The 18674-nt window shown below is 64.4% G+C and carries 29 protein-coding genes; 28 read left to right on the forward strand and 1 reads right to left on the reverse strand.

Features of this window, described 5'->3' with window-relative positions; translation table 11 throughout:
• Positions 1-2: 2 nt before the first annotated feature.
• From ACW5IY_RS13690 to ACW5IY_RS13775, 18 genes are all read left to right on the forward strand, one after another.
• Complete coding sequence (locus ACW5IY_RS13690; protein WP_049436653.1) at positions 3-455, forward strand: hypothetical protein; 453 nt, start codon at positions 3-5, stop codon at positions 453-455.
• Positions 455-1096: a DUF3164 family protein gene (locus tag ACW5IY_RS13695; RefSeq protein WP_239682924.1), complete on the forward strand. Its 642-nt coding sequence runs from the start codon at positions 455-457 to the stop codon at positions 1094-1096. The genes ACW5IY_RS13690 and ACW5IY_RS13695 overlap by 1 nt, the downstream gene beginning before the upstream one ends.
• Complete coding sequence (locus ACW5IY_RS13700; protein WP_049436655.1) at positions 1093-1386, forward strand: hypothetical protein; 294 nt, start codon at positions 1093-1095, stop codon at positions 1384-1386. Before ACW5IY_RS13695 ends, ACW5IY_RS13700 begins: the two co-directional genes overlap by 4 nt.
• A complete protein-coding gene (locus ACW5IY_RS13705; RefSeq protein WP_049436656.1) occupies positions 1373-1825 on the forward strand; it encodes a hypothetical protein in 453 nt (150 codons plus the stop codon). The genes ACW5IY_RS13700 and ACW5IY_RS13705 overlap by 14 nt, the downstream gene beginning before the upstream one ends.
• Positions 1822-2238, forward strand: a complete 417-nt coding sequence (locus tag ACW5IY_RS13710) for a regulatory protein GemA (protein WP_204373545.1) — start codon at positions 1822-1824, stop codon at positions 2236-2238. Before ACW5IY_RS13705 ends, ACW5IY_RS13710 begins: the two co-directional genes overlap by 4 nt.
• Positions 2235-2498 carry a hypothetical protein gene (locus ACW5IY_RS13715; RefSeq protein ID WP_049436657.1) on the forward strand — a complete coding sequence of 88 codons (264 nt, stop codon included), beginning with the start codon at positions 2235-2237 and terminating at the stop codon, positions 2496-2498. Before ACW5IY_RS13710 ends, ACW5IY_RS13715 begins: the two co-directional genes overlap by 4 nt.
• Positions 2498-3088, forward strand: coding sequence for a hypothetical protein (locus ACW5IY_RS13720; RefSeq protein ID WP_053091873.1), 591 nt, complete (start codon positions 2498-2500; stop codon positions 3086-3088). Before ACW5IY_RS13715 ends, ACW5IY_RS13720 begins: the two co-directional genes overlap by 1 nt.
• Positions 3088-3504: a Mor transcription activator family protein gene (locus tag ACW5IY_RS13725; RefSeq protein WP_049436658.1), complete on the forward strand. Its 417-nt coding sequence runs from the start codon at positions 3088-3090 to the stop codon at positions 3502-3504. Before ACW5IY_RS13720 ends, ACW5IY_RS13725 begins: the two co-directional genes overlap by 1 nt.
• Before the next feature lie 9 nt (positions 3505-3513).
• Positions 3514-3861 (forward strand): hypothetical protein, encoded by a 348-nt coding sequence (locus ACW5IY_RS13730; protein WP_049486939.1) that lies wholly within the window; start codon positions 3514-3516, stop codon positions 3859-3861.
• Between the two features lie 160 nt (positions 3862-4021).
• Positions 4022-4342, forward strand: coding sequence for a hypothetical protein (locus ACW5IY_RS13735; RefSeq protein ID WP_049436660.1), 321 nt, complete (start codon positions 4022-4024; stop codon positions 4340-4342).
• The gene (locus tag ACW5IY_RS13740) at positions 4339-5028 is read left to right on the forward strand and encodes a transglycosylase SLT domain-containing protein (RefSeq protein ID WP_053091872.1); all 690 of its coding nucleotides are present in this window, start codon (positions 4339-4341) and stop codon (positions 5026-5028) included. The genes ACW5IY_RS13735 and ACW5IY_RS13740 overlap by 4 nt, the downstream gene beginning before the upstream one ends.
• Positions 5019-5684: a hypothetical protein gene (locus tag ACW5IY_RS13745; protein WP_152906274.1), complete on the forward strand. Its 666-nt coding sequence runs from the start codon at positions 5019-5021 to the stop codon at positions 5682-5684. Before ACW5IY_RS13740 ends, ACW5IY_RS13745 begins: the two co-directional genes overlap by 10 nt.
• Positions 5685-5975: 291 nt before the next feature.
• The gene (locus tag ACW5IY_RS13750) at positions 5976-6089 is read left to right on the forward strand and encodes a TraR/DksA C4-type zinc finger protein (protein WP_429000435.1); all 114 of its coding nucleotides are present in this window, start codon (positions 5976-5978) and stop codon (positions 6087-6089) included.
• Positions 6086-6364: a hypothetical protein gene (locus ACW5IY_RS13755; RefSeq protein ID WP_049436662.1), complete on the forward strand. Its 279-nt coding sequence runs from the start codon at positions 6086-6088 to the stop codon at positions 6362-6364. Before ACW5IY_RS13750 ends, ACW5IY_RS13755 begins: the two co-directional genes overlap by 4 nt.
• Entirely contained in the window at positions 6364-6669 is a 306-nt protein-coding gene (locus ACW5IY_RS13760; RefSeq protein WP_049436663.1) for a VpaChn25_0724 family phage protein, read from the forward strand. The genes ACW5IY_RS13755 and ACW5IY_RS13760 overlap by 1 nt, the downstream gene beginning before the upstream one ends.
• A gap of 5 nt (positions 6670-6674) precedes the next feature.
• On the forward strand, positions 6675-7253 hold the full coding sequence (locus ACW5IY_RS13765; RefSeq protein WP_049436664.1) for a phage protein Gp27 family protein: 579 nt from the start codon (positions 6675-6677) through the stop codon (positions 7251-7253).
• On the forward strand, positions 7250-8818 hold the full coding sequence (locus ACW5IY_RS13770) for a Mu-like prophage FluMu protein gp28 (RefSeq protein ID WP_049436665.1): 1569 nt from the start codon (positions 7250-7252) through the stop codon (positions 8816-8818). Before ACW5IY_RS13765 ends, ACW5IY_RS13770 begins: the two co-directional genes overlap by 4 nt.
• Positions 8812-10395 (forward strand): DUF935 domain-containing protein, encoded by a 1584-nt coding sequence (locus ACW5IY_RS13775; protein WP_049436666.1) that lies wholly within the window; start codon positions 8812-8814, stop codon positions 10393-10395. The genes ACW5IY_RS13770 and ACW5IY_RS13775 overlap by 7 nt, the downstream gene beginning before the upstream one ends.
• Positions 10396-10459: 64 nt before the next feature.
• Here the strand turns inward: ACW5IY_RS13775 and ACW5IY_RS13780 are convergent, their stop codons facing one another.
• Entirely contained in the window at positions 10460-10930 is a 471-nt protein-coding gene (locus ACW5IY_RS13780) for a pepsin/retropepsin-like aspartic protease family protein (RefSeq protein WP_152906273.1), read from the reverse strand.
• Positions 10931-10962: 32 nt separating this feature from the next.
• Between ACW5IY_RS13780 and ACW5IY_RS13785 the strand changes: the two genes are divergently transcribed.
• The 10 genes from ACW5IY_RS13785 (at position 10963) to ACW5IY_RS13830 (ending at position 18653) form a co-directional block, all read left to right on the forward strand.
• Positions 10963-12162 (forward strand): PBECR2 nuclease fold domain-containing protein, encoded by a 1200-nt coding sequence (locus tag ACW5IY_RS13785; RefSeq protein WP_160314075.1) that lies wholly within the window; start codon positions 10963-10965, stop codon positions 12160-12162.
• A 138-nt stretch (positions 12163-12300) separates the two neighbouring features.
• Positions 12301-12852 (forward strand): phage virion morphogenesis protein, encoded by a 552-nt coding sequence (locus ACW5IY_RS13790; RefSeq protein WP_049436668.1) that lies wholly within the window; start codon positions 12301-12303, stop codon positions 12850-12852.
• 258 nt (positions 12853-13110) lie between these two features.
• Positions 13111-14238 carry a phage protease gene (locus ACW5IY_RS13795; protein ID WP_049436669.1) on the forward strand — a complete coding sequence of 376 codons (1128 nt, stop codon included), beginning with the start codon at positions 13111-13113 and terminating at the stop codon, positions 14236-14238.
• 31 nt (positions 14239-14269) lie between these two features.
• Complete coding sequence (locus tag ACW5IY_RS13800; protein ID WP_053091870.1) at positions 14270-14677, forward strand: hypothetical protein; 408 nt, start codon at positions 14270-14272, stop codon at positions 14675-14677.
• A gap of 37 nt (positions 14678-14714) precedes the next feature.
• The gene (locus tag ACW5IY_RS13805) at positions 14715-15608 is read left to right on the forward strand and encodes a Mu-like prophage major head subunit gpT family protein (RefSeq protein WP_049436670.1); all 894 of its coding nucleotides are present in this window, start codon (positions 14715-14717) and stop codon (positions 15606-15608) included.
• A 67-nt stretch (positions 15609-15675) separates the two neighbouring features.
• Positions 15676-16032 carry a hypothetical protein gene (locus ACW5IY_RS13810; RefSeq protein WP_049436671.1) on the forward strand — a complete coding sequence of 119 codons (357 nt, stop codon included), beginning with the start codon at positions 15676-15678 and terminating at the stop codon, positions 16030-16032.
• Positions 16032-16538, forward strand: coding sequence for a DUF1320 domain-containing protein (locus tag ACW5IY_RS13815; protein ID WP_049436672.1), 507 nt, complete (start codon positions 16032-16034; stop codon positions 16536-16538). Before ACW5IY_RS13810 ends, ACW5IY_RS13815 begins: the two co-directional genes overlap by 1 nt.
• The gene (locus ACW5IY_RS13820) at positions 16535-16987 is read left to right on the forward strand and encodes a phage tail terminator protein (protein ID WP_152906271.1); all 453 of its coding nucleotides are present in this window, start codon (positions 16535-16537) and stop codon (positions 16985-16987) included. Before ACW5IY_RS13815 ends, ACW5IY_RS13820 begins: the two co-directional genes overlap by 4 nt.
• Before the next feature lie 169 nt (positions 16988-17156).
• Positions 17157-18137: a hypothetical protein gene (locus tag ACW5IY_RS13825; protein WP_049436674.1), complete on the forward strand. Its 981-nt coding sequence runs from the start codon at positions 17157-17159 to the stop codon at positions 18135-18137.
• A gap of 156 nt (positions 18138-18293) precedes the next feature.
• Positions 18294-18653, forward strand: coding sequence for a hypothetical protein (locus ACW5IY_RS13830; protein WP_049436675.1), 360 nt, complete (start codon positions 18294-18296; stop codon positions 18651-18653).
• Positions 18654-18674: the final 21 nt, after the last annotated feature.

Genomic DNA, 18674 nt, shown 5'->3' on the forward strand with positions numbered 1-18674 from the left:
CCATGACGAAGCATGTTCCGTTTCCCAAGTCGCTGCAGCAGCTGCTGCAGCGAATCCTGGAGGCAATCGACCAGGCAGGCGGCTGCATGACGCGCGTCCAGCTGGCCACCACCCTGCACGATGCGCGCCCGCTGGACATCGACGACACCCTGGAGGAGCTGATCGACCGAAACCAGGTCGAACGCCAAGGCAATGATCCGCAGATGCTCTGGTTGGTCCGTGGCTCCACGGGCACCGAGTTTTCTGCCGTGCCGGAGCCCGCGCCGGCCGGTTGCGAGCGGTCACTGCACAACGCCCGAGCGCTCGCCGTGGATCGACGCCTGGAAGCCATTGCCAAGGACGTTCTGGAAACGGCACTGGATGCCCGCGCTGCCGGGCTGCCAGCGCCCCTGCTGCGACTGCTGATGCAGTGCGATGGCGCCCTCAGCGAAGCCCGTAACCACCTCACCCCCTGATGAACAAGGAAACCCCACCCATGCAAGCGAACGCGATTCCCGAAGGCTACCGACAAGACGCCAAGGGGCACCTGGTCCCGGAACAGCACATCAAGGAAATCGACAAGCTGCGCGATGAGCTGGTGCAGGAGCTCGCTGAGCGCGCCCAGGATCTGCACAAGCGCATGGCCGACTTCAAGCGCCATGCCTTCAACAGCATTGCCGCGTTCGTGTCCCTGAGCGCAGAGCAGTACCGCGTCCACATCGGCGGCAAGAAGGGCAACGTCACGCTGGTGGCCTACGATGGCCGATACAAGGTGATCCGCCAGTTCCAGGAGACGATCAAGTTTGACGAACGTCTGCTGGCTGCCAAGGCACTCATCGACCAGTGTCTGGCAGAGTGGACCGAAGGCGCACGCACCGAGATCCGCACCATCATCAACGATGCGTTCCGTGTCGATCAGCAGGGCAACATCCGCACCGGGCAGGTGCTACAGCTGCGGCGTCTGGAGATTAACGATCCGCGCTGGCAGGAAGCCATGCGCGCCATTGGCGAAGCTGTCCAGGTCATGGGGAGCAAGTCCTACGTCCGCGTGTACCAGCGGGACAACGATGGCGCCTATCAGCCCATCACCCTCGACCTGTCGGCGGTGGCACTGTGACCGCCCGCGTTCCTTCCGAGCTCGCCGAGCTGGCACTGGCTGTGGCGGATGCGACCGTGCGCGCTGACATCGAGATGTTTGCCCGTCAGCAGGACATCGAAGGCTTGATTTTCTATGACCTGAGCTGCGCCGACGATCCGCGCTCTCCAGAGGCCATGGGGTACATCCAGCGGGCGGCCGCTTACATCGAGGCCCGTGGTGACGTGTTCCCCTGGCGCCTGGTGCGCCACATCAGCGCCCCGAGCCTCGTTTGCTTCCGCGATAAGGAGCCTCGCGATGTCGGCGCATAAGAAGTCACCGCTGAGCAAAGAACAATGGGCGGAAGTCGAGAAGGCACTTGCGACGCCCTACGGCGGTGACGTGGAGTTGATCGCCGATGAACATCGGCTGGTGATCCAGGTAAGGCAGATCAAGACGCTGCGATACGCAGTTATCGTGTTCGTTGATGGGGAGATAAAGCAGGGGTACATGCAGGAAAGCAGCCCCATCGGCGCCAAGTTCTACCGCCCCCGTAAATTCTGCCTCTACAGCAGGGCTCAGCAAGCGCGGATGGTCAAGAGCCTGGGCAAGCGTCGCACTGCCACTATGGTCAAGCAGGGAACCGGAACGATCTACGATCCGGGCTGGCCTTCGGCAGCAGCTCTGCGTCGTCACCTCAGCCGCACCTGCACAAGCATCGAGCTGATCCGCGCTGGATGGTCAGCACGGGTGCCGGAGGGTCACCTATGAAGTCGGCAACCGACCCCCTGCGCCGCGCACAGATCGCCAAGATCAAGGTTGCGCAGAAGGAGCTCGGCATGGATGAGGCGAGCTATCGCGCGCTCTTGCAGCGCGTGACAGGCAAGCAGTCATCCACGCAAATGTCGCCGAGCGAGCGCGATGCGGTGCTGGCTGAGCTGACCAGGCTTGGCTGGAAGGCAAAGCCGGGCAAGCCGCACCCTGACCGCCCGAAGAACACCGACCAGGTTCCGATGCTGCGAAAGGTGGAGGCGCTGCTGGCCAGCGCCAAACGTCCCTGGAGCTACGCGCATGCAATGTCAGTGCGCATGTTTCAGGTGGACCGCCTGGAGTTTCTCAAGCATGACCAGCTGCACAGCCTGATTGCTGCGCTACAGATCGACTGCAACCGGAGGGAAGGATGAGCAATACCGTAAGCGACGCCGAGCGGGAACAAGAGCGACAGAAGGCAACCGGCGAAGCCCTGCGCGTAACCTTCGAGCGCATCAAGACGCTCCCACCGCCGCAGGTGATTCAGTATCTGACCAGCGTTGTGCTGGTCGGAATCGAGCTGCTGCGCGCCAATGGACGAGAGGATGCGTATGTAAGGGAATTTCTGGAGGGAGCCCTGGGTAGCCTGGATGCCCCGCCCATCTTCACGTTGAAGGATCTGCGGACGCACTGATGAGAGCCACCTGTCCCGATTGTGGCTGCCAGGGCCACATCAATGCGTTTCTCCTGGAGGAGGAAGGCAAGCGCCTGGCAGTAACCGTGGCGGCAATGCCGCCCGAGCTTGGCCGAGCGGTGCTGGCCTACCTGGGCCTGTTTAAACCGGCCAAACAGGGCCTGCGAATGGGGCGCGCGGTGAAGCTCGCCCAGGAAGTCGCCGACCTGGTCGCCTCTGGCACGGTCTGCAAGGACGAACGCGGCGGCATCCGCCGCCCGGCGCAGGTTCGTCACTGGGTGGCAGGCATCGATCAGATGCTGGTGGCTCGGCCGAACCTGACCCTCCCGCTGGAGTCGCACGGCTACCTGCGCGCGGTTGTGTTCGGCCTGGCCGACCAGGCCGATGCGGCCGCTGAGCGCGAACGAGAGGAACACGCCCGCGCAGGCCGGCACCTGGGCACCACGGCACGCGTCAATCCAGGTGCTGGCGAATCCAAGCTGGATCAGCGCTTGGCCTGGATCAGCCAGATGGTGTCGCTGGGCCAGATGTCCGACGACGATGCCGAGCGCGAGCGCGCAGAGGCGCGCGAGAAGTACGGAGAGCATTGATGATCGAGCAACGCGATTGGGTCGGAACACCGGACGCCGATGCAGCCGCCGAGCTGATCGCGGCCGCACCGCTGGATCTGACCGAAAAGCAATGGGAGGGCACCCTGGTCGCGTTGGTTGCGGTCATGGAGGCTGCGTTCCGTCGCGCCGGGCTGGACGAAGAACAGGCCACCAGGCTGGCCCTCGCCGGCATGCTGGCGCAAGCCGAGTATGCCGGCGGCCGTCAGATCTACATCCCGCAGGGGATGCGCCTGCGCAACGCCCTGCGGGACGCGGAAATCTACCGTCGGGCCAAGCGCGGTAACATTGCGCAGCTGGTGACCGAGTATGGCCTTACTGAGGTTCGGGTCTACGAGATCATTCGTCAGCAACGCCAGCTGCACCTTGCCAGGGTGCAGCGGAATTTTGATTTCTAAGGAGAGATGATGAGTCGGCCGGTGCTGGGCAAAGTTGAGTGGACCGTGGTTGCAGTGATTGCGGCGGTGGTGCTGGGGTGCCTCGGTTGGTCCGTATGGGGTTACTCAAGTTGGAAGATCGCCTCTGCCAAGAGCGCGATCATGGAGAAGGCCGGCGTTACCGTCGCGGCATTCACGGATGTCCGCATAGGAATGGACAAGCGCACTGTCTGCGGACGGGTGTCGTTCGGGCCAGAAGGCTATCGCCGTTTCATGGTCGATCCGGTCGCTGCGGTCATTGATCCGGGTCAGGACGATGGGAGTGTGGATGCCATACTCTGGCGCGACTACCCACGGGCGTGTGCGCGACACGATTAGACCTGCCAGTATCCCTACAAAGGCCCCGCATATGCGGGGCTTTTTCATTGAAGCACTTTAGTCCCCGTCCACTTTCGCGCGCGCGGAAGCTGTGTGCACCGGGGGACGGTCAACGTGCGCAGCACGGACGCACCCCGCTTACCCAAACAGCGGAGTGCACATGGAACCCAACAATCGCCGTACCCGAGCCATCGCCTACCTCGGCTCGCTGTTCGACCGCATCGGCTACATCTGGCTGTGGCTGGCGCTGAGCCTGTTCCTGCTGGCCAGCGTGGCCATCCTCAATCCCATCCTGGTGGCGTCCTACGCCTGGGCGGCCGCCAAGCTGACGATGGCGGCCGTAATCGGCCACGGCGTTGACCTGACCCTGTTCCGTGGCGCTGATCCCAGGTATCTCGATGGCATCGAGAAGTCGATGGCGCAAACCCGCCGCGTGACGCTGATCGCTGCGGCCATGATTGCGGCAGGACTGATCGGATGACCCGGCACGGCCGCCCCGATCCCAGCCTGCGCTTGGCCATCGCGGTCTGCCTGGTGCTTGTGGCCATCGTAACTTGGGCCATCTGCGGCAAGGCAGAAGCTGCAACCGCCCGCGCCACCGTCAAGGTTGCCCCGGCATCCGCCTTGTATCGACATCGCGTGGAACAGGCAGCGTCCCGCGCATGGGGCGTCAACGCGAGCTCGGCGCGCCTGGCCGCACAGCTGCACCAGGAGTCCGCATTCCGGGCAGATGCGCGCTCCCCTGTGGGTGCCCAGGGGATCGCCCAGTTCATGCCGTCCACGGCCCGCTGGATCGCCACGATCTATCCGACCGACCTGGCGGGATTCGATCCATGGAACCCGCAGCAGGCCATCCTGGCTGCCGCGCTGTATGACCGCTGGCTGTTCGACCGCGTCGCCGAGTACAGCCAGGGGCGTATGAGCAGCTGCAGCCGGTGGGCCTTTACCTTCCGCGCGTACAACGGCGGTGAAAAGGCGCTCAATCGCGAGCGAGCGCTGGCGTACACCAAGGGAGCGGATGCAAACGACTGGCGGGCTGTCGAGCCGTACCGCGCCCGAGCGGAGTGGGCGCACAGAGAGAACACCGGCTATCCGAAACGCATCCTACTGACACTGGAGCCGGCGTATCTCGCAGCCGGTTGGACGGGGGTGGCCACATGCCCCTGATCGCAGACCCGATCCGCCCGTATCGCTTCCTCTCGTTGCTGTTGGTGCTGTGCCTGACCGTTGCCGCGTTGCTCGGCATCGGGTTTGCGACGGGGCATCGCTGGGCAGCCGGATCGGCGGCCATCGAGCAGCGCGAGGGCCTGGAGCTGCAGCTGCGCCAACTGCAGCAGTCGGCCAAGACGCTGCAGACCCAATCGGCCCAGGCAACCGCAAATTACTACCGCGCAACCCAGCGCCTCAACCACATTGCCGAGCTCCAGGAGCTGGACCGTGAGAACCAACGTCAATTCAACCTGCAGCAGCAAGAGGCGCTCGCTTCGCTCCTGCGTAATCGCCCTGATCTGCGCACTGGTCGCGCCGGGGCTGATGTCCTGCAGCACTGGAACCGCAGTAACGCAGGCGCCGCTCCCCCAGCCGCCCGCCCCGCCGATGCCGGCAGCGCTCAAGACCGAGTGCCCGGAGCTGCCAGCAGCCAAGGACGATCTCTGGGAAACCCTGCTGGGGAATCACGACCAGGTCGCGGCGCTGTACCACGACTGCCGCAACCAGCAGCGAAGGCTGACGCAGGCAGTGTCGGACTGGGAGGCGACCGCCTGGGGCTGGTACTGCACAGCGGTCACCCAGCTGCAGCTGCCCGTGGAGGCCTGTGCCCGTGAAGGCGGAACCCACGATCAAGGTCGCTGACCTGACCCGCTTGCGGAACGAGTACGAGCAGATGGCTCGCGATGCCGAAAGCGGCAGCAGGCAGCCAGGCAACGCAGGGCTCATCAACCGAGGGCGCGTGGCCACGCTTCGTGCCGTGGCGGTGGACCTGAATGAAATCATCCAAGGCAAGAGGCACCCGAGTGGCAGACGACGCTGACCAGGCCGACGTAGTAACCGAACGCGCCTGGGATCGTTTCAGGCACAGCCGCCCGCAGTTCAACCCTCAACCAACGCCCAAGCCGATGCGCGATACCGAATGCCAGGAGTGCGGCGCCATCGTCCCAGTTGGTCGCCTGCAGGCAGTGCCAGGCACCCGCCATTGCACCGCCTGCGCAGGCGCGGGATTCCGCCCATGATCGCCGCCGCCGCATGGGACGCGTCCATCGTGATTGGGCTGTTGGTCCTGGTTGCTGGACTGGTCGCGCTCAACCTCCTGGTCGGTGTGGTGCTGTGGTGGCGCCACTCCGGCCTGGCTGATCGAGTCACGAAACTGGAGGTTCAGCACGCACACCACCTGACCCACAAGGAAACCGGCGAACTGTTTGACCGAATTGCCCGATTGGAGGGCATGGCAGCCGCCACCAATCGCATGCTCGAAACCGTCCAAGAACACCTCATGGAGAAAGACTGATGTCCCACAAGACCTTTGCGGAGCGCCACCGCGAGGACCGCCGCCTGGTGTTGCTGCGGCTGCTCTCGGAACAGAACGGCTACCGCGCCAACAGTTCGGTACTGCATGCCGGCCTCAACGTCCTGGCCGTGGCCGCCAGCCGCGACGACGTGCTGACCGACCTGACCTGGCTGAGCGAGCAATCGCTGGTGCGCGTTGATGAGCCCGTGCCGGGCGTGATGGTTGCTGAGCTGAGCGCTCGCGGTCACGACGTTTCGCGTGGCATGGCCAGTGTGCCCGGTGTCAGCCGCCCCAGCCCCCGGTAACGACGATGAGCACCACACCACGCCGTCGCGGCAAGTCCAGCATTCAGCGCCTGCCTGCAGAACAACGCACGTTCATCGAGAAGCTGTTGCGCGAAGATCGGCTCACGCTGGCCGAGATGATCGAGGCACTGCAACAGCAGTTCCCAGGAAAGCCGGCGGCCGACATCTCGCGCTCCGCCCTGCATCGCTATGGTGCGGGGTTTGCTGAGCTGACGGCTCGCATGCGGGAGATCGAGGCAGTGTCCCAGGCTGTGGTGGGCGAGCTGGGCGAAGGTGTGGGCGAGAAGGCCGGCGCGCTCCTCGGCCAAGCCATCACCACCCTGGCCACCAATGCGGCGCTGCGGGCTCACGAAAAGGAGGACGTGAGCATTGATGAGATCCGTAAGCTGGCCCGCGCTGCCAAGGACGCGATGGACACCCAGCGCGTGAGCGTCAATGTGCGGCGCGCCATCATGCAGGAAGCGCGCGATGCCATGGTGCGCGAGCAGGCCGCCAAGCTGGAGAAGGTCGTCAAGAGCGGCGGGCTGTCCGCCGCTGCCGCCGCCGACATTCGCTCTCAGATCCTGGGAATCCGCACCGAATGAATGATCGCGCCCGCCAGCTTGTTCCGAACACTGCCGCCGCCGAAGTGCCTGCGGCACTGATGCCGTATCAGCAGCGCTGGATCGCCGATCCCGCCAACCTCAAACTCATGGAGAAGGGACGCCGTACCGGCATCACCTGGGCAGAGGCTTCCGACAACGTGCTGATTGCTGCCAGTGCAAAGAGTGCGGGCGGTCAGAACGTGTACTACCTCGGCACCGACAAGGAAATGACCGAGGAATACATTCAGGCCTGCGCCATGTGGGCCAAGGCGTTCAACTATGCGGCCGGACTGGTGGAGGAAGGCTTTTGGGATGAGGAGGAAGATGACAAGCACATCAAGACCTTCACCATTCGCTTTCCGGAGAGTGGATTCAAGATCACGGCACTGGCCAGTCGGCCGCGCAAGTTGCGTGGTCGCCAGGGCGTGCTGGTGGGCGACGAAGCCGCATTCGTCGATGATCTGCAGGAGCTGCTCAAGGCAGCTGTTGCGTTCCTGGTGTGGGGCGGAAAGGTTCGCCTCATCTCCACCCATGACGGCCATGACAACGCATTCAATGAGCTGATCGAGGAGATCCGCGCAGGTGGTCGTCGCGGATCGATCCACCGCGTGCCTTTCCGTGAGGCCGTCGAAGAAGGCCTTTACCGCCGTGTCTGCATGCGCCTGGGCAAAACCTGGTCACAGGAAGCCGAGGGGGAGTTTATCGCCGAGGTGTACGGCACCTATGGCGATGCCGCCGCCGAGGAGCTGGACTGCATTCCGTCGCAGGGCAGTGGCGCATGGCTCAGTGCAGCGCTGATTGAGGCGCGCATGACCGATGCCCCGGTGCTGCGCTACACCTGCCCAATCGGCTTTGAGCAGGAAAGCGACCACTTCCGATGGGACGCGGTGCAGACCTGGCTGGATGACGAAGTTGGACCACATCTGGACAAGCTGGACCCTGAGCTACAGAGCGTCTACGGGCAGGATTTCGGCCGGACAGGCGATCTCACTGTGATGATGCCCGCGCAGATCACGCAGACGCTGGTGCGCAAAGTGCCGTTCATTCTGGAACTGCGCAACATGCCGCACCGGCAGCAGGAACAGGTAGCCAAGTTCGTTATCCACCGCTTGCCCAGGTTCGTCAAAGCTGCAGTGGATGCTCGCGGCAATGGTAGCGCCGTCTCTGAGTTCCTCGCCCAGGAATTCGGCTATAGCCGGGTGGCGCTGGTGATGGCCACCGAGGGCTGGTATCGCGAGCACATGCCGCCAGTCAAGAAGGCATTTGAGGACAACACCATTTCGCTGCCGCGCGACAAGGACACGATGGCAGACCTTCGCGTGGTGCGAGTCATCAAGGGTGTGGCCAGGGTGCCCGAGCGAACCACTGGGCGAGATGGTGGCCAGCGCCATGGCGACTCGGCTATCGCGGTTGCCCTCATGTACTACGCCAGTCGCCATCCAGGTGCCGAGATGGACTGGACCCCTGTGCCGCGCTCAGTGCGCGGCTTTGATTCCGTGGCCAGCCACGGGCACGAGCGTCCCGAGGACGACGATTTCAATCTGCCGGAACCGCAAGCATGGTGAACCAAACCCGCATTCTTGGCCCCGATGGCCAGCCCTTCGCCGTGTCCGACCTGGCACAGCCTCAGACTGCGCACGCCACCTCACTGCAGCGTGAGTTCCAGGGACACCCCTCGCGCGGCCTCACGCCCAGCCGGCTGGCCTCGATCCTCCTGGCGGCCGAACAGGGCGATTTGATCCGCCAGTACGAGCTGTTTGAAGACATCGAGGAGCGCGACGCTCACGTTTTCTCGGAGATGTCCAAGCGCCGCCGCGCCGTATCGGGGCTGCCGTTCAAGATCAGTCCACCGCCCAGTGCCAGTGCAGCCGAGAAGAAGGCGGCCGAGCAGTTGCAGGCGATGGTGCTGGCTATCGATGAGTTCGATGGCATCGTGTTCGATACCACCGACGCCATTGGCAAGGGTTTCGTCAATCAGGAAATCGAATGGGATCGCAGTGCCCAGGAGTGGCTGCCAAAGTCCATTACCCATCGGCCGCAGTCCTGGTTCCAGTTGCACCGTGGCTATCGTCAGGAGATCCGTCTGCGCAACGGCACTGGCGAAGGCGAAGCCCTGCGCCCGTTTGGTTGGATCACCCACACCCACAAGGCCAAGAGCGGCTATCTGGAGCGCGCTGCGCTGTTCCGCGTGCTGGTGTGGCCGTACCTGTTCAAGAACTACAGCGTCGGCGACCTGGCCGAGTTCCTGGAGGTCTACGGCATCCCAATGCGAATCGGCAAGTACCCGCCAGGCGCATCCGACCGCGAGAAAATGTCACTGCTGCGCGCGTTGATGGAGATTGGCCACAACGCGGCCGGCATCATCCCCGAGGGGATGATCATGGAGTTCCCCGCCGTTGCTGAGGGTGATCCCCAGGCCTTTGAGCTGATGATGAACTGGTGCGAGCGCAGCCAGAGCAAGGCCATCCTGGGCGGCACGCTGACCAGCCAGGCCGATGGCAAGACCAGCACCAATGCGCTGGGGACGGTGCACAACGAAGTGCGCAAGGAAATCAAGGATGCCGATGCTGGCCAGCTGGCCAGCACGCTGTCGCGTGACCTGATCTACCCACTGGCAGTGCTCAACGGGCTGGTGCGACCGGGCGACTACCGCCGGTGCCCACGCCTGGTGTTCGACCTGGCCGAGATCAAGGACATCGGCACTTACGCCACGGCACTGCCCCCACTGGTCGCCATGGGTATGAAGATCCCATGTGCCTGGGCGCATACCGAGCTGGGCATCCCCGAAGCCGGAGAAGATGAGCCGATGCTGCGGCAGGCTCCATCAGTAACGGATCAGGTGGCGTTGAGCAGTGTGCGGGCTACGGCGGCGACCGCCCAGCCCGTCTCGGTGTCGTCGCGCGACCGCGAGGACCAGTTGGCACAGCTGGTGGCCACCGAGCTCGACCCTGTGGTGGCCGAGTGGGTGGGCGCGATTCGCGAGCTGGTGGATGGCGCACAGGATCTGGAGCAGATCCGCGATGGCCTGCTGGCCCTGCTGCCCAATCTGAGCGTGGCGCAGTTTGGCCAGGCCATGCAGCACGCCCTGGCTATTGCGGGAGCAGCAGGCATGCTCGATGCTCTGGAGGATAGTCGTGGCTGAGCTCACCTCACTTTCCGCACGCCTCCCTGAAGAAGTAGCCTCCTTGCACTCTGCGCTACCAAATCTACGCATTCGGTTTGGGGACTTCCCAGTAGAAAGCATTTCCGGGGTAGTCCATGACAAGCTTTCCGAGTCGAAGTGTCAGGCGCCCGATGATCAGATCGTAGCAACGGCCATTCTCCCGCAAAGGGACAGTGTCAATGTCGGTGGTGATCTGGAGGGCCGCGCTAGGGAATAGCAGCTGGCAGACATGCCGGGATGAAGCAATGCCCGAAGTCGCTCCGTGGACGGTCACGTCGTGCATGCGAGGCGCGCCAGCTGCATTGATGAGCTTCTTAGTGCCGGCATTCAAATCTGCTCCCGTGTCTACGAGCGCGATCACGCTCACTTCATGCGCTTGCAGTGGCATCGCCTCAGACGGGTCATAACGAAAAACTACGTCCATAACGGGAATGGCGAACGAGGGATTGCTGGCGTTTGGCGATGCTGGATTGCCTGCCTGATCCACGAACCTGATGGGAATTCTCCAAACCATGACCGCTCCAGAACCATTTAAGGGACTCAATGATGCCTGAAGTGACGGGCAACTTCGGGAGCATGCCCGAGGCCGAGCGCTACTTTCGCGGGAAGGTGAACCTTCCGACGCGACGTTGGGATGACCTCATGCACGGGCAGCACGCGCGGGCGTTTGTCGTTGCCGGTGCCACCCGCGATGCGCTGTTGACCGATCTGCGCGAAGCGGTGGATGCAGCCATTACGCAGGGCGAAACGCTGGAGGATTTCCGCGCTCGCTTCCAGGACATCGTCCAGCGCAACGGATGGCATGGTTGGACCGGGGAAGGTAGCCCAGGCGGGCAAGCCTGGCGCACGGCGACTATCTACCACACCAACCTGCGAACGGCCTACCAGGCCGGCCGCTGGGAGACGCTCAAGAATTTCCCGTTCCTGCGTTACAAGCACAACACCGTGCGCAACCCGCGCGAGCAGCACAAGGCATGGGATGGGGTCATCCTGCCGTCCGACCATCCCTGGTGGGACACCCACTACACGCCCAATGGCTGGGGCTGTCGCTGCACGGTGCTGGGCGTATCGGCCGCGAAGATGAAGGCGATGGGCTGGAAGGTCAGTGAGCCGCCCGCGCCCATCCAGGGCGACCCGCCACCGGAGTGGGCCTATCACGTCGGCCACGCCGCCAGCGGCCGCCATATCGCCGACAGCACGCTTGCCAAGGACGCAGCGGCCAAGTGGTCGGAGGTGCCAGGGCGAAGCGCCGAGGACTATGGGCGCCCCGCCCAGGTTCCGCTGGACGCTGCGATTGCCCGGCCGCTGCCGACGGGTATTCGTGACCCTCAACAGGTGCGCCAGGCCTGGCAGGAACTGTACGGCCGCACTGCCACGCTCACCGATCCATCCGGGGCCGAGGTGTTGCTTACCGACCAGGTTATTGAGCATTGGCTGGAGAAGCCGTCACGCCTGGATGGTCGGGAAAAGTATTTGCCGCTGCTGGCCGAGACGATCCAGAGCCCGTTTGAGATATGGGCCAACTTCGCCCGCAACGAGGCTGGCCAGCTTGGCCTGCGCCGCTACTACGTCAAGCGGATCGAAGTCACCGAGTCCGAAGGCGGCGCGCAGAAGCGCTACGCCCTGACAGTGATTGCCGAGGTGCTGCCAGGCGGGGTGTGGGGATCGTTCGACTTCTTCCGTGGCAGCAAGGCTCAGCCGCGTTCGCGGCAGGGGCTGCTGGTATGGGGACGGCCGGAGGAATGAGCCTTTGCCTACAGACGCGCCAGTCCGCTCTGCGGCGCTTCCTGCAGGGCCTCGGGGGCTGGCCCACCCTGTGGAAGGATTGCGGCGGAGCCGCTACGCCGGGGGCGGCTTGGCCCCGGCCCGTTTGTGGAGAATACCATGGCCAATGAACCCCTGATTCTCACTATCGATGCACGGCAGGCCGAACAGTGGTTTGCCCGTCTCCTGGAGCGCAGCGTCAACCTGTCGGGCCTGATGGCCCAGGTTGGCGAGGATCTGACGGAAAGCACTCAGGCCCGATTCGATACCGGCATTGGGCCGGACGGCGTTGCCTGGCAGCCGCTTGCCGATGGATCGGGGCGGACCCCGCTCAACGATACCCGCCGCACCCGTGACGGCATCCATCCGTTGTCGGGCCCTGACTGGGTGGAGATCCGCGCCGATTCCAAGCAGGCGCGCTGGCACCAGGAGGGCACCAGGCCATACGAGATCCGAGCAAAGAACGGAAAGGCGCTTTACTGGCCCGGCATGCAGACGCGCTCAGGAAAGGATGGCCAGGACGGACCCGCGTTCGTGGCCAAGGTGAATCATCCTGGATTGCCGGCCCGTCCCTTCATGGGCTTGAGCGCCGAGGATGAGCAGAGCATCGAACGCCTGGCCGTCGCCTGGCTGGAACTGGACGCGGCCCCCGCTGGATCGCCCCCCGCCTAAAACGGCCTGTACGGCCCGTGGAGGCCCCCTGGGCGCGGCCACCGTCCATGGTCCACCCCCAACGGGCAGCGGCGGTCGATTTAAACGCCTTTCAAACGCCCTTGAAGGCGACTGTTCAAGTGACCGCCCCGGGGAGGGACAAAAATCGCCCGGTCCGGTGTAGAGTCCCTGCCGACATCCCGCCCATCGGGCCGCACCCGAAAAGCAGTGAAGGGCTTTAGTCCCGCCTCCTGATCGAGGGCGGCGAATCTGGCGGGGATGAATCAGCCCGCCCGCCGCCTCCATACCGCCGTTGCCCTGGCTGCCTGCAGCTTCCAGCTGCAGGCCGACGCCGTGGGCGATGATCGCATCATCTCCATCCAGCTGACCCCTGCCGGTCACTTCAAGCCCAGCGACGGGCGGAAGATGGATGTCCCCGCCTGGTATATCGACGCCTCGGTGGCGGCTCGCGTGATCGAGCGCTTCAACGCTCGCGTCAACCCGGCAGTGGTCGATTACGAACACCAGACCCTGCACAAAGAAACCAACGGGCAGCCCGCGCCGGCCGCTGCCTGGATGCGTGCGCTGCAATGGCGCGAGGGATCTGGCCTCTGGGCCACCACCGAGCTGACTCCCCAGGCTGCGGAGCAGATCCGAACCGGCGCCTATCGCTATGTCTCTCCGGTGTTCCTCTACGACAAGACCACCGGCGAGGTGCTGGCCATGCAGATGGCCGCCTTCACCAATGACCCCGCCATCGACGGCATGCAGGCCATGGAGCTGCGCGCAGCGGCTTGCTTTGCCCACGACATCGATCCTGACAAGGAAACCTCCATGAACCCGTTGCTCAAAGCCTTCCTGGCTGCCCTGGGCCTGCCCGAAAACACCTCCGAAGCCGACGCCATCGCCGCCTGCAGTTCCCTGACCACCAGCTTGGGCGTGCTGCGCCGACTGCAGGCCGAGCTGGGCGCCGAGGGCGAGCCGGCCGTTGCGGCCTGCAGTGCCCTCAAGACCAAGGCCACCGCCACCCCGGACCCGACCAAGTTCGTGCCCATCGCCGCCCTGGAGGAAGTGCGCGGCCAGGTCGCCGCGCTGTCCGCCGAGCGCACCGCTGACAAGGTCAGCGCCCTGGTCGAGGATGGCCTGGCTGATGGCCGCCTGCTGCCGGGCATGAAGGACTGGGCCACCGATCTGGGCAAGAAAGACCTGGCCGCGCTGTCGTCCTTCCTGGACAAGGCCGGTCCGATCGCTGCCTTGACCAGCACGCAGACCGGCGGCCGGAAGCCGGCCGGCGCGACCAACGAGCATGGCCTGGACGAGGCTGAAATGGCCGTCTGCAGCGCTACCGGCGTCACCCCCGAAGCCTTCGCGAAATCCAAGAAGGACACCGCCCAGGCGCAGGCCTGAGCACTACACCCGCCTCTCACTGGAGTCCGCCATGAGCGCAGCCACCCAGGCTCGCAACACCCCCCGCCGGGAAGCATTCCGCGTCGGTCACCCGACCAACCCCGGCACCCAAATCCACTCCGGCACGTTGATCGCGCTGCTGGCGACCAACGGCAACGCGGTGCCGGCAGGCACTGCCGGCTCCGGTGACGCCGTCGGCGTTGCACTTCGCTCCGTCACCGGAACGTCGGCAGGCGAGCCGGTCGAATGCGAGCGCGGCACTGGCTTCCGTTTTGACAACAGTGCCGGCGCTGATGCCATCGCCCGCGCCGACATCGGCGCAACTGCCTACATCGTCGATGACCAGACCGTGTCCAAGACCGACAACAGCGGCGCCCGCAAGCGCGCTGGCGTCGTCCTGGACGTGGATGCGGCCGGCGTGTGGATCGTGGTCGGCTGAGCCGGCCCACCCGTTCCCCTATCACCAGGACAATCCCATGATCGTCAATCGCGGCAATCTTTCGACGTTGTACGTCGCCTTCAACGCAGCATTCAACGCCGGCCTCGGCCAGGCACCGTCCCAGTTCCAGCGCATTGCCACGGTGGTGCCGTCCACCACCAAGTCCAACGAGTACGGCTGGTTGGGCAAGCTGCCCAACGTGCGCGAGTGGATCGGCGAACGTGTGGTGCATGGCCTGCAGAGCCACGGCTATACCATCAAGAACAAGCCGTATGAGCTGACTGTTGGTGTGGACAAGGATGACATCGAGGACGACAACCTCGGCATCTACAGCCCGCTCATGCAGAGCATGGGCGAGTCGGTCGGTGCACAGCCGGACCAGCTGACGTTCGAGCTGCTGAAGAACGGCATCTCCACCGCCTGTTACGACGGCCAGAACTTCTTCGACACCGATCACCCGGTGCTGGACAAGGACGGCAAGGAAACGGTCCAGAGCAACGTGGACTCGGGCGGCAATGGTGCCTACTGGTATCTGCTGTGCACCAAGCGCGCACTCAAGCCGATCATCTTCCAGAACCGCAAGCCGCCGCAGTTCGTTTCCATGGACACGGATACCGATGAGGGCGTGTTCAACAAGAAGGAGTTCCGCTACGGCGCCGATTGCCGCCGCAACGTCGGTTTCGGTTTCTGGCAGATGGCCTACGCCAGCAACAAGCCGCTGACCGAGGAGAACCTGCAGGCAGCCTATACCGCCTTCACCTCGCGCACGGGCGACCACGGCCGTCCGCTGGGTCTGGTGCCGGATCTGCTGGTGTGCGTGCCGAACGACAAGTTCAAGGCCGCCAAGATCCTCACCGCCAACCAGATCGCCGGCACTGACAACGTGATGAAGGGCGTTGTTGAGGCGATGGACTGCGCCTGGTTGCTCTGACCCTCGACCACTGACCGGCACCGCAGGGTGCCGGTCGTAACTTCCCCGAATACAGAAGGAGCGGCCCATGGCCGAACAGATCCTGGTAAAGGCCCGCCTGGAGCGTGGCCGCTGGCGTGCCGGCATGCACTTCACCCGGCAGGGCCGGACGGTGCATGTCGATGACCTGGACAAGAAGCAGCTCGACGCGATCAACAGCGACCCCGAGCTGATCGTGACGGAGCTGCCAGCGTCGGACGATCCCAACGAACTGGCACTGGCTCGCGAACGCAAGGCAACCAAGTCCGGCAATGCCAAGCGCAAGTGGACCGAAGCCGAGGCGCGCGCACGCACCGCCGCTGGCCTGGCCGAGGACGCCTGGGCGAACCAGCCGGCAGCTGATCGCGTGGGCCTGATCGAGGCGGCGCTGGAGGCCGGCGCGTAATGGCCTACGTCACCCTCACGCAACTGGCCGAGCTCCCAGGGGCGCTGGAACTGTCCCAGGTGGCGGGTGGGCGCGATGAGCGCCCGGTTGCCACCGAGCTGATGGATGCCACGTTGCGCGGGGGTGACCGCAGCGCCTTTCCGCCAAGCGAAGTGGCCAAGGCCGATGCGGCCCTGGAGCGCATCCAGGAGGCCACCCGTCAGGCAGATGCGATCATCGACGGCTACCTGGCACGGCGCTACAGACTGCCGCTGGGCAAGGTCGTGCCGCTACTGGCCGTTTGGTCTCGCAGCATCACGCGCTACCTGCTGCATCCTGATCGCCAGACGGACGAGCGCACCGATCCCATCGTGCGTGACTACCGTGACGCGATTCGCCTGCTGCAGGAGACGGCACAGGAAAAGTTCCACCTGGGCATCGAAGATCCGACCACGTCTACCGGCTCGGCAGGGGAATTCATCTTCCATGCCGGCAACAAGGTGTTCGGGCGGGAGGGCCGGCCGTGACTGTAGGACCGTTCCCGGTCACGCCCGTCCTGGAGCGTCTGCGGAATCACGTACAGGCACTGCTCCTTGTCGGCGATGCCGCCGACTTGGATACGGCCCTGGACCAGCAGCCAGCCAAGGATTGTGCCGCCTACGTGACGTCCGCCGAGATTGGCGGCCGGCCCCGGTACACGGGCGATCAGCACATCCAGAACGTGGATGTCACGTTGCGCGTGGTTCTGATGGTGCGCAACTTCAGCGGCCAGGCCAGTGGCAGCGGCGCGCGCCGCCAGATGGATGAGCAAGTCATTCCAGGCGTCCGCAGAGCGCTGATCGGCTGGACCCCCGTCGATGCGTTCGATGCGCTCAGCTTCCAGGCTGGTCGTGATGAGAAGTACCGCGCCGGCTGGCTGGTCAACCAGCAGGTATTCGTCACCAACTACCGCACACAACACACACCACTCCCATGACTACCAAGCACACCCCCACCAGCGGCGGTGCCTGGCGCGTGATCGATGGCCAGCTCGTGGATGAGTCCGTACTGCCCGCCGAACCCGCTCCAGCACCCGAGCCGCCACCGCCGGCATCGAGCCAGAACCGCTCGCGCCGCTCCTCTGCAACCTCACCCGAGAACTGACCATGGCCCAGCCCAACCTGGAATCCTTCAAGCGTCGCGGCCTGGCCCTGGCGCTGCGTTCATCGGCCTCGGTGCCGATTGTCCCCACCGCCGCCGCCAACGGCGTGCTGCTGTTCAACGGCAGCAGCGGCACCGAGTTCGACAAGATCGAACGCCCGGTGGATCGTGCGTTTCTGACTGGCCAGCCCTTCGCAGTCGGTGCCAAGCGCGCCTTCATTGAGGGCGAGTTTGAACTGTTCCCGCCGACCAAGCCGGGTGCAGCAGCTGACTCCGATGCCGTCTGTGCACCGCTGTTGCTGCCCGCTGGCATGACCGCCGTCAAGGACGCTGTTGCGAAAACCACGCGCTACAACCCGATCAGCGCGAACATCCCGATTTCCGATGCCAAGTTCTGGCATGCCGGCACGGTCAAGCAGATCGGCGCCGCACGCCACAACCTCACCAACCTGGCACTGGCCGTTGGCGAGCGCTTCAAGGGCAACATCCGCATCCAGGGCGACTACGACACCATCGCCGAGGACGCTCTGCCCAACATCACCACCACCGCCGTGGTGCCGACCGTCGCGCGCGCAGACAACACCCGCACCACGATCACGGTTGATGGCGGAGCGGGCCTGGTCGTGTGGGCCAAATCCCTCTCGGTGGACGTGGGCAACACGATCACGTCGAAGGAGTACACCAGCCACAAGGAAAGCGGCATCAGCGACCGCTCCCCGACCTGGACGCTGCGCCTGGCCAAGACGGCCCTGGCTGACTTCAATCCGTGGGCAGTGCGCGACGCGGCCGGCGTCCTGGAGGTTGCGCTGCGCCTTACCGAAAAGAGCAAGCTCTACAGCGAGCTGGGCATTCGCGGCCAGATCGAAAACATCAACGAAGTCGAGATTGATGGCGACTACGGCTGGGAGCTCACTGGTCCCTGCGTGGCCAGCGATGCTGGCGGCGATGAGCTGTATATCGAGTTCGGCGACAGCACGCCGCCGTAATTCGCAGATACTGCGCTACACTCCCAACGGCCCCGCCACTGTGCGGGGCCTTTCTTTTTCAATGAAGCGCTTTAGTCCCGAACGGCAGCTGTGGCTGGGCAAAGTGGACCTGTCCCCGATCAAGGGGCTGTTAAACCACTTCCCAAGGACTTTCCCATGCTCCGTCTCGCCCGAACCAACACCGTGCACCTGCCGGTGGAACTGCGCATCCCCACCGACCAGCCCAACGTCTTCGCCACCGGCACCATCCAGTGTCAGGTCAAGATCCTGGCACGCGAAGAAATCAAAGCCATCCAGGACAACCCCGTTGAGGATGAGGAGTACCTGCGCAAGATCCTGGTCAGCGTCGCTGGCCTGGGCGACGCAGACGGCAAGGCCATCGAGGGCGATGCCGCCCTGGAAGAAGTCTTCAATGGTCCGTTCTTCGCTTTCCTGCAGCCGGCCATCATCGGCGCCTACTTCGACCAGTTCGGCCGGGCGCACGTAAAAAACTCGAAGCCGTCGCGCGGGCGCTGATTGGGAAGGGTCCACGCACTG

The organism is Stenotrophomonas sp. C-A, assembly GCF_054030835.1.

What these genes read in the sequence shown, in the direction of transcription:
- ACW5IY_RS13690 (WP_049436653.1), top strand. Translation starts at nt 3, where the DNA reads ATGACGAAGCATGTTCCGTTTCCCAAGTCGCTGCAGCAGCTGCTGCAG.
- ACW5IY_RS13695 (WP_239682924.1), top strand. Translation starts at nt 455, where the DNA reads ATGAACAAGGAAACCCCACCCATGCAAGCGAACGCGATTCCCGAAGGC.
- ACW5IY_RS13705 (WP_049436656.1), top strand. Translation starts at nt 1,373, where the DNA reads ATGTCGGCGCATAAGAAGTCACCGCTGAGCAAAGAACAATGGGCGGAA.
- ACW5IY_RS13710 (WP_204373545.1), top strand. Translation starts at nt 1,822, where the DNA reads ATGAAGTCGGCAACCGACCCCCTGCGCCGCGCACAGATCGCCAAGATC.
- ACW5IY_RS13715 (WP_049436657.1), top strand. Translation starts at nt 2,235, where the DNA reads ATGAGCAATACCGTAAGCGACGCCGAGCGGGAACAAGAGCGACAGAAG.
- ACW5IY_RS13720 (WP_053091873.1), top strand. Translation starts at nt 2,498, where the DNA reads ATGAGAGCCACCTGTCCCGATTGTGGCTGCCAGGGCCACATCAATGCG.
- ACW5IY_RS13725 (WP_049436658.1), top strand. Translation starts at nt 3,088, where the DNA reads ATGATCGAGCAACGCGATTGGGTCGGAACACCGGACGCCGATGCAGCC.
- ACW5IY_RS13730 (WP_049486939.1), top strand. Translation starts at nt 3,514, where the DNA reads ATGAGTCGGCCGGTGCTGGGCAAAGTTGAGTGGACCGTGGTTGCAGTG.
- ACW5IY_RS13735 (WP_049436660.1), top strand. Translation starts at nt 4,022, where the DNA reads ATGGAACCCAACAATCGCCGTACCCGAGCCATCGCCTACCTCGGCTCG.
- ACW5IY_RS13740 (WP_053091872.1), top strand. Translation starts at nt 4,339, where the DNA reads ATGACCCGGCACGGCCGCCCCGATCCCAGCCTGCGCTTGGCCATCGCG.
- ACW5IY_RS13745 (WP_152906274.1), top strand. Translation starts at nt 5,019, where the DNA reads ATGCCCCTGATCGCAGACCCGATCCGCCCGTATCGCTTCCTCTCGTTG.
- ACW5IY_RS13750 (WP_429000435.1), top strand. Translation starts at nt 5,976, where the DNA reads ATGCGCGATACCGAATGCCAGGAGTGCGGCGCCATCGTCCCAGTTGGT.
- ACW5IY_RS13755 (WP_049436662.1), top strand. Translation starts at nt 6,086, where the DNA reads ATGATCGCCGCCGCCGCATGGGACGCGTCCATCGTGATTGGGCTGTTG.
- ACW5IY_RS13760 (WP_049436663.1), top strand. Translation starts at nt 6,364, where the DNA reads ATGTCCCACAAGACCTTTGCGGAGCGCCACCGCGAGGACCGCCGCCTG.
- ACW5IY_RS13765 (WP_049436664.1), top strand. Translation starts at nt 6,675, where the DNA reads ATGAGCACCACACCACGCCGTCGCGGCAAGTCCAGCATTCAGCGCCTG.
- ACW5IY_RS13770 (WP_049436665.1), top strand. Translation starts at nt 7,250, where the DNA reads ATGAATGATCGCGCCCGCCAGCTTGTTCCGAACACTGCCGCCGCCGAA.
- ACW5IY_RS13775 (WP_049436666.1), top strand. Translation starts at nt 8,812, where the DNA reads ATGGTGAACCAAACCCGCATTCTTGGCCCCGATGGCCAGCCCTTCGCC.
- ACW5IY_RS13780 (WP_152906273.1), bottom strand. Translation starts at nt 10,930, where the DNA reads ATGGTTTGGAGAATTCCCATCAGGTTCGTGGATCAGGCAGGCAATCCA.
- ACW5IY_RS13785 (WP_160314075.1), top strand. Translation starts at nt 10,963, where the DNA reads ATGCCTGAAGTGACGGGCAACTTCGGGAGCATGCCCGAGGCCGAGCGC.
- ACW5IY_RS13790 (WP_049436668.1), top strand. Translation starts at nt 12,301, where the DNA reads ATGGCCAATGAACCCCTGATTCTCACTATCGATGCACGGCAGGCCGAA.
- ACW5IY_RS13795 (WP_049436669.1), top strand. Translation starts at nt 13,111, where the DNA reads ATGAATCAGCCCGCCCGCCGCCTCCATACCGCCGTTGCCCTGGCTGCC.
- ACW5IY_RS13800 (WP_053091870.1), top strand. Translation starts at nt 14,270, where the DNA reads ATGAGCGCAGCCACCCAGGCTCGCAACACCCCCCGCCGGGAAGCATTC.
- ACW5IY_RS13805 (WP_049436670.1), top strand. Translation starts at nt 14,715, where the DNA reads ATGATCGTCAATCGCGGCAATCTTTCGACGTTGTACGTCGCCTTCAAC.
- ACW5IY_RS13810 (WP_049436671.1), top strand. Translation starts at nt 15,676, where the DNA reads ATGGCCGAACAGATCCTGGTAAAGGCCCGCCTGGAGCGTGGCCGCTGG.
- ACW5IY_RS13815 (WP_049436672.1), top strand. Translation starts at nt 16,032, where the DNA reads ATGGCCTACGTCACCCTCACGCAACTGGCCGAGCTCCCAGGGGCGCTG.
- ACW5IY_RS13825 (WP_049436674.1), top strand. Translation starts at nt 17,157, where the DNA reads ATGGCCCAGCCCAACCTGGAATCCTTCAAGCGTCGCGGCCTGGCCCTG.
- ACW5IY_RS13830 (WP_049436675.1), top strand. Translation starts at nt 18,294, where the DNA reads ATGCTCCGTCTCGCCCGAACCAACACCGTGCACCTGCCGGTGGAACTG.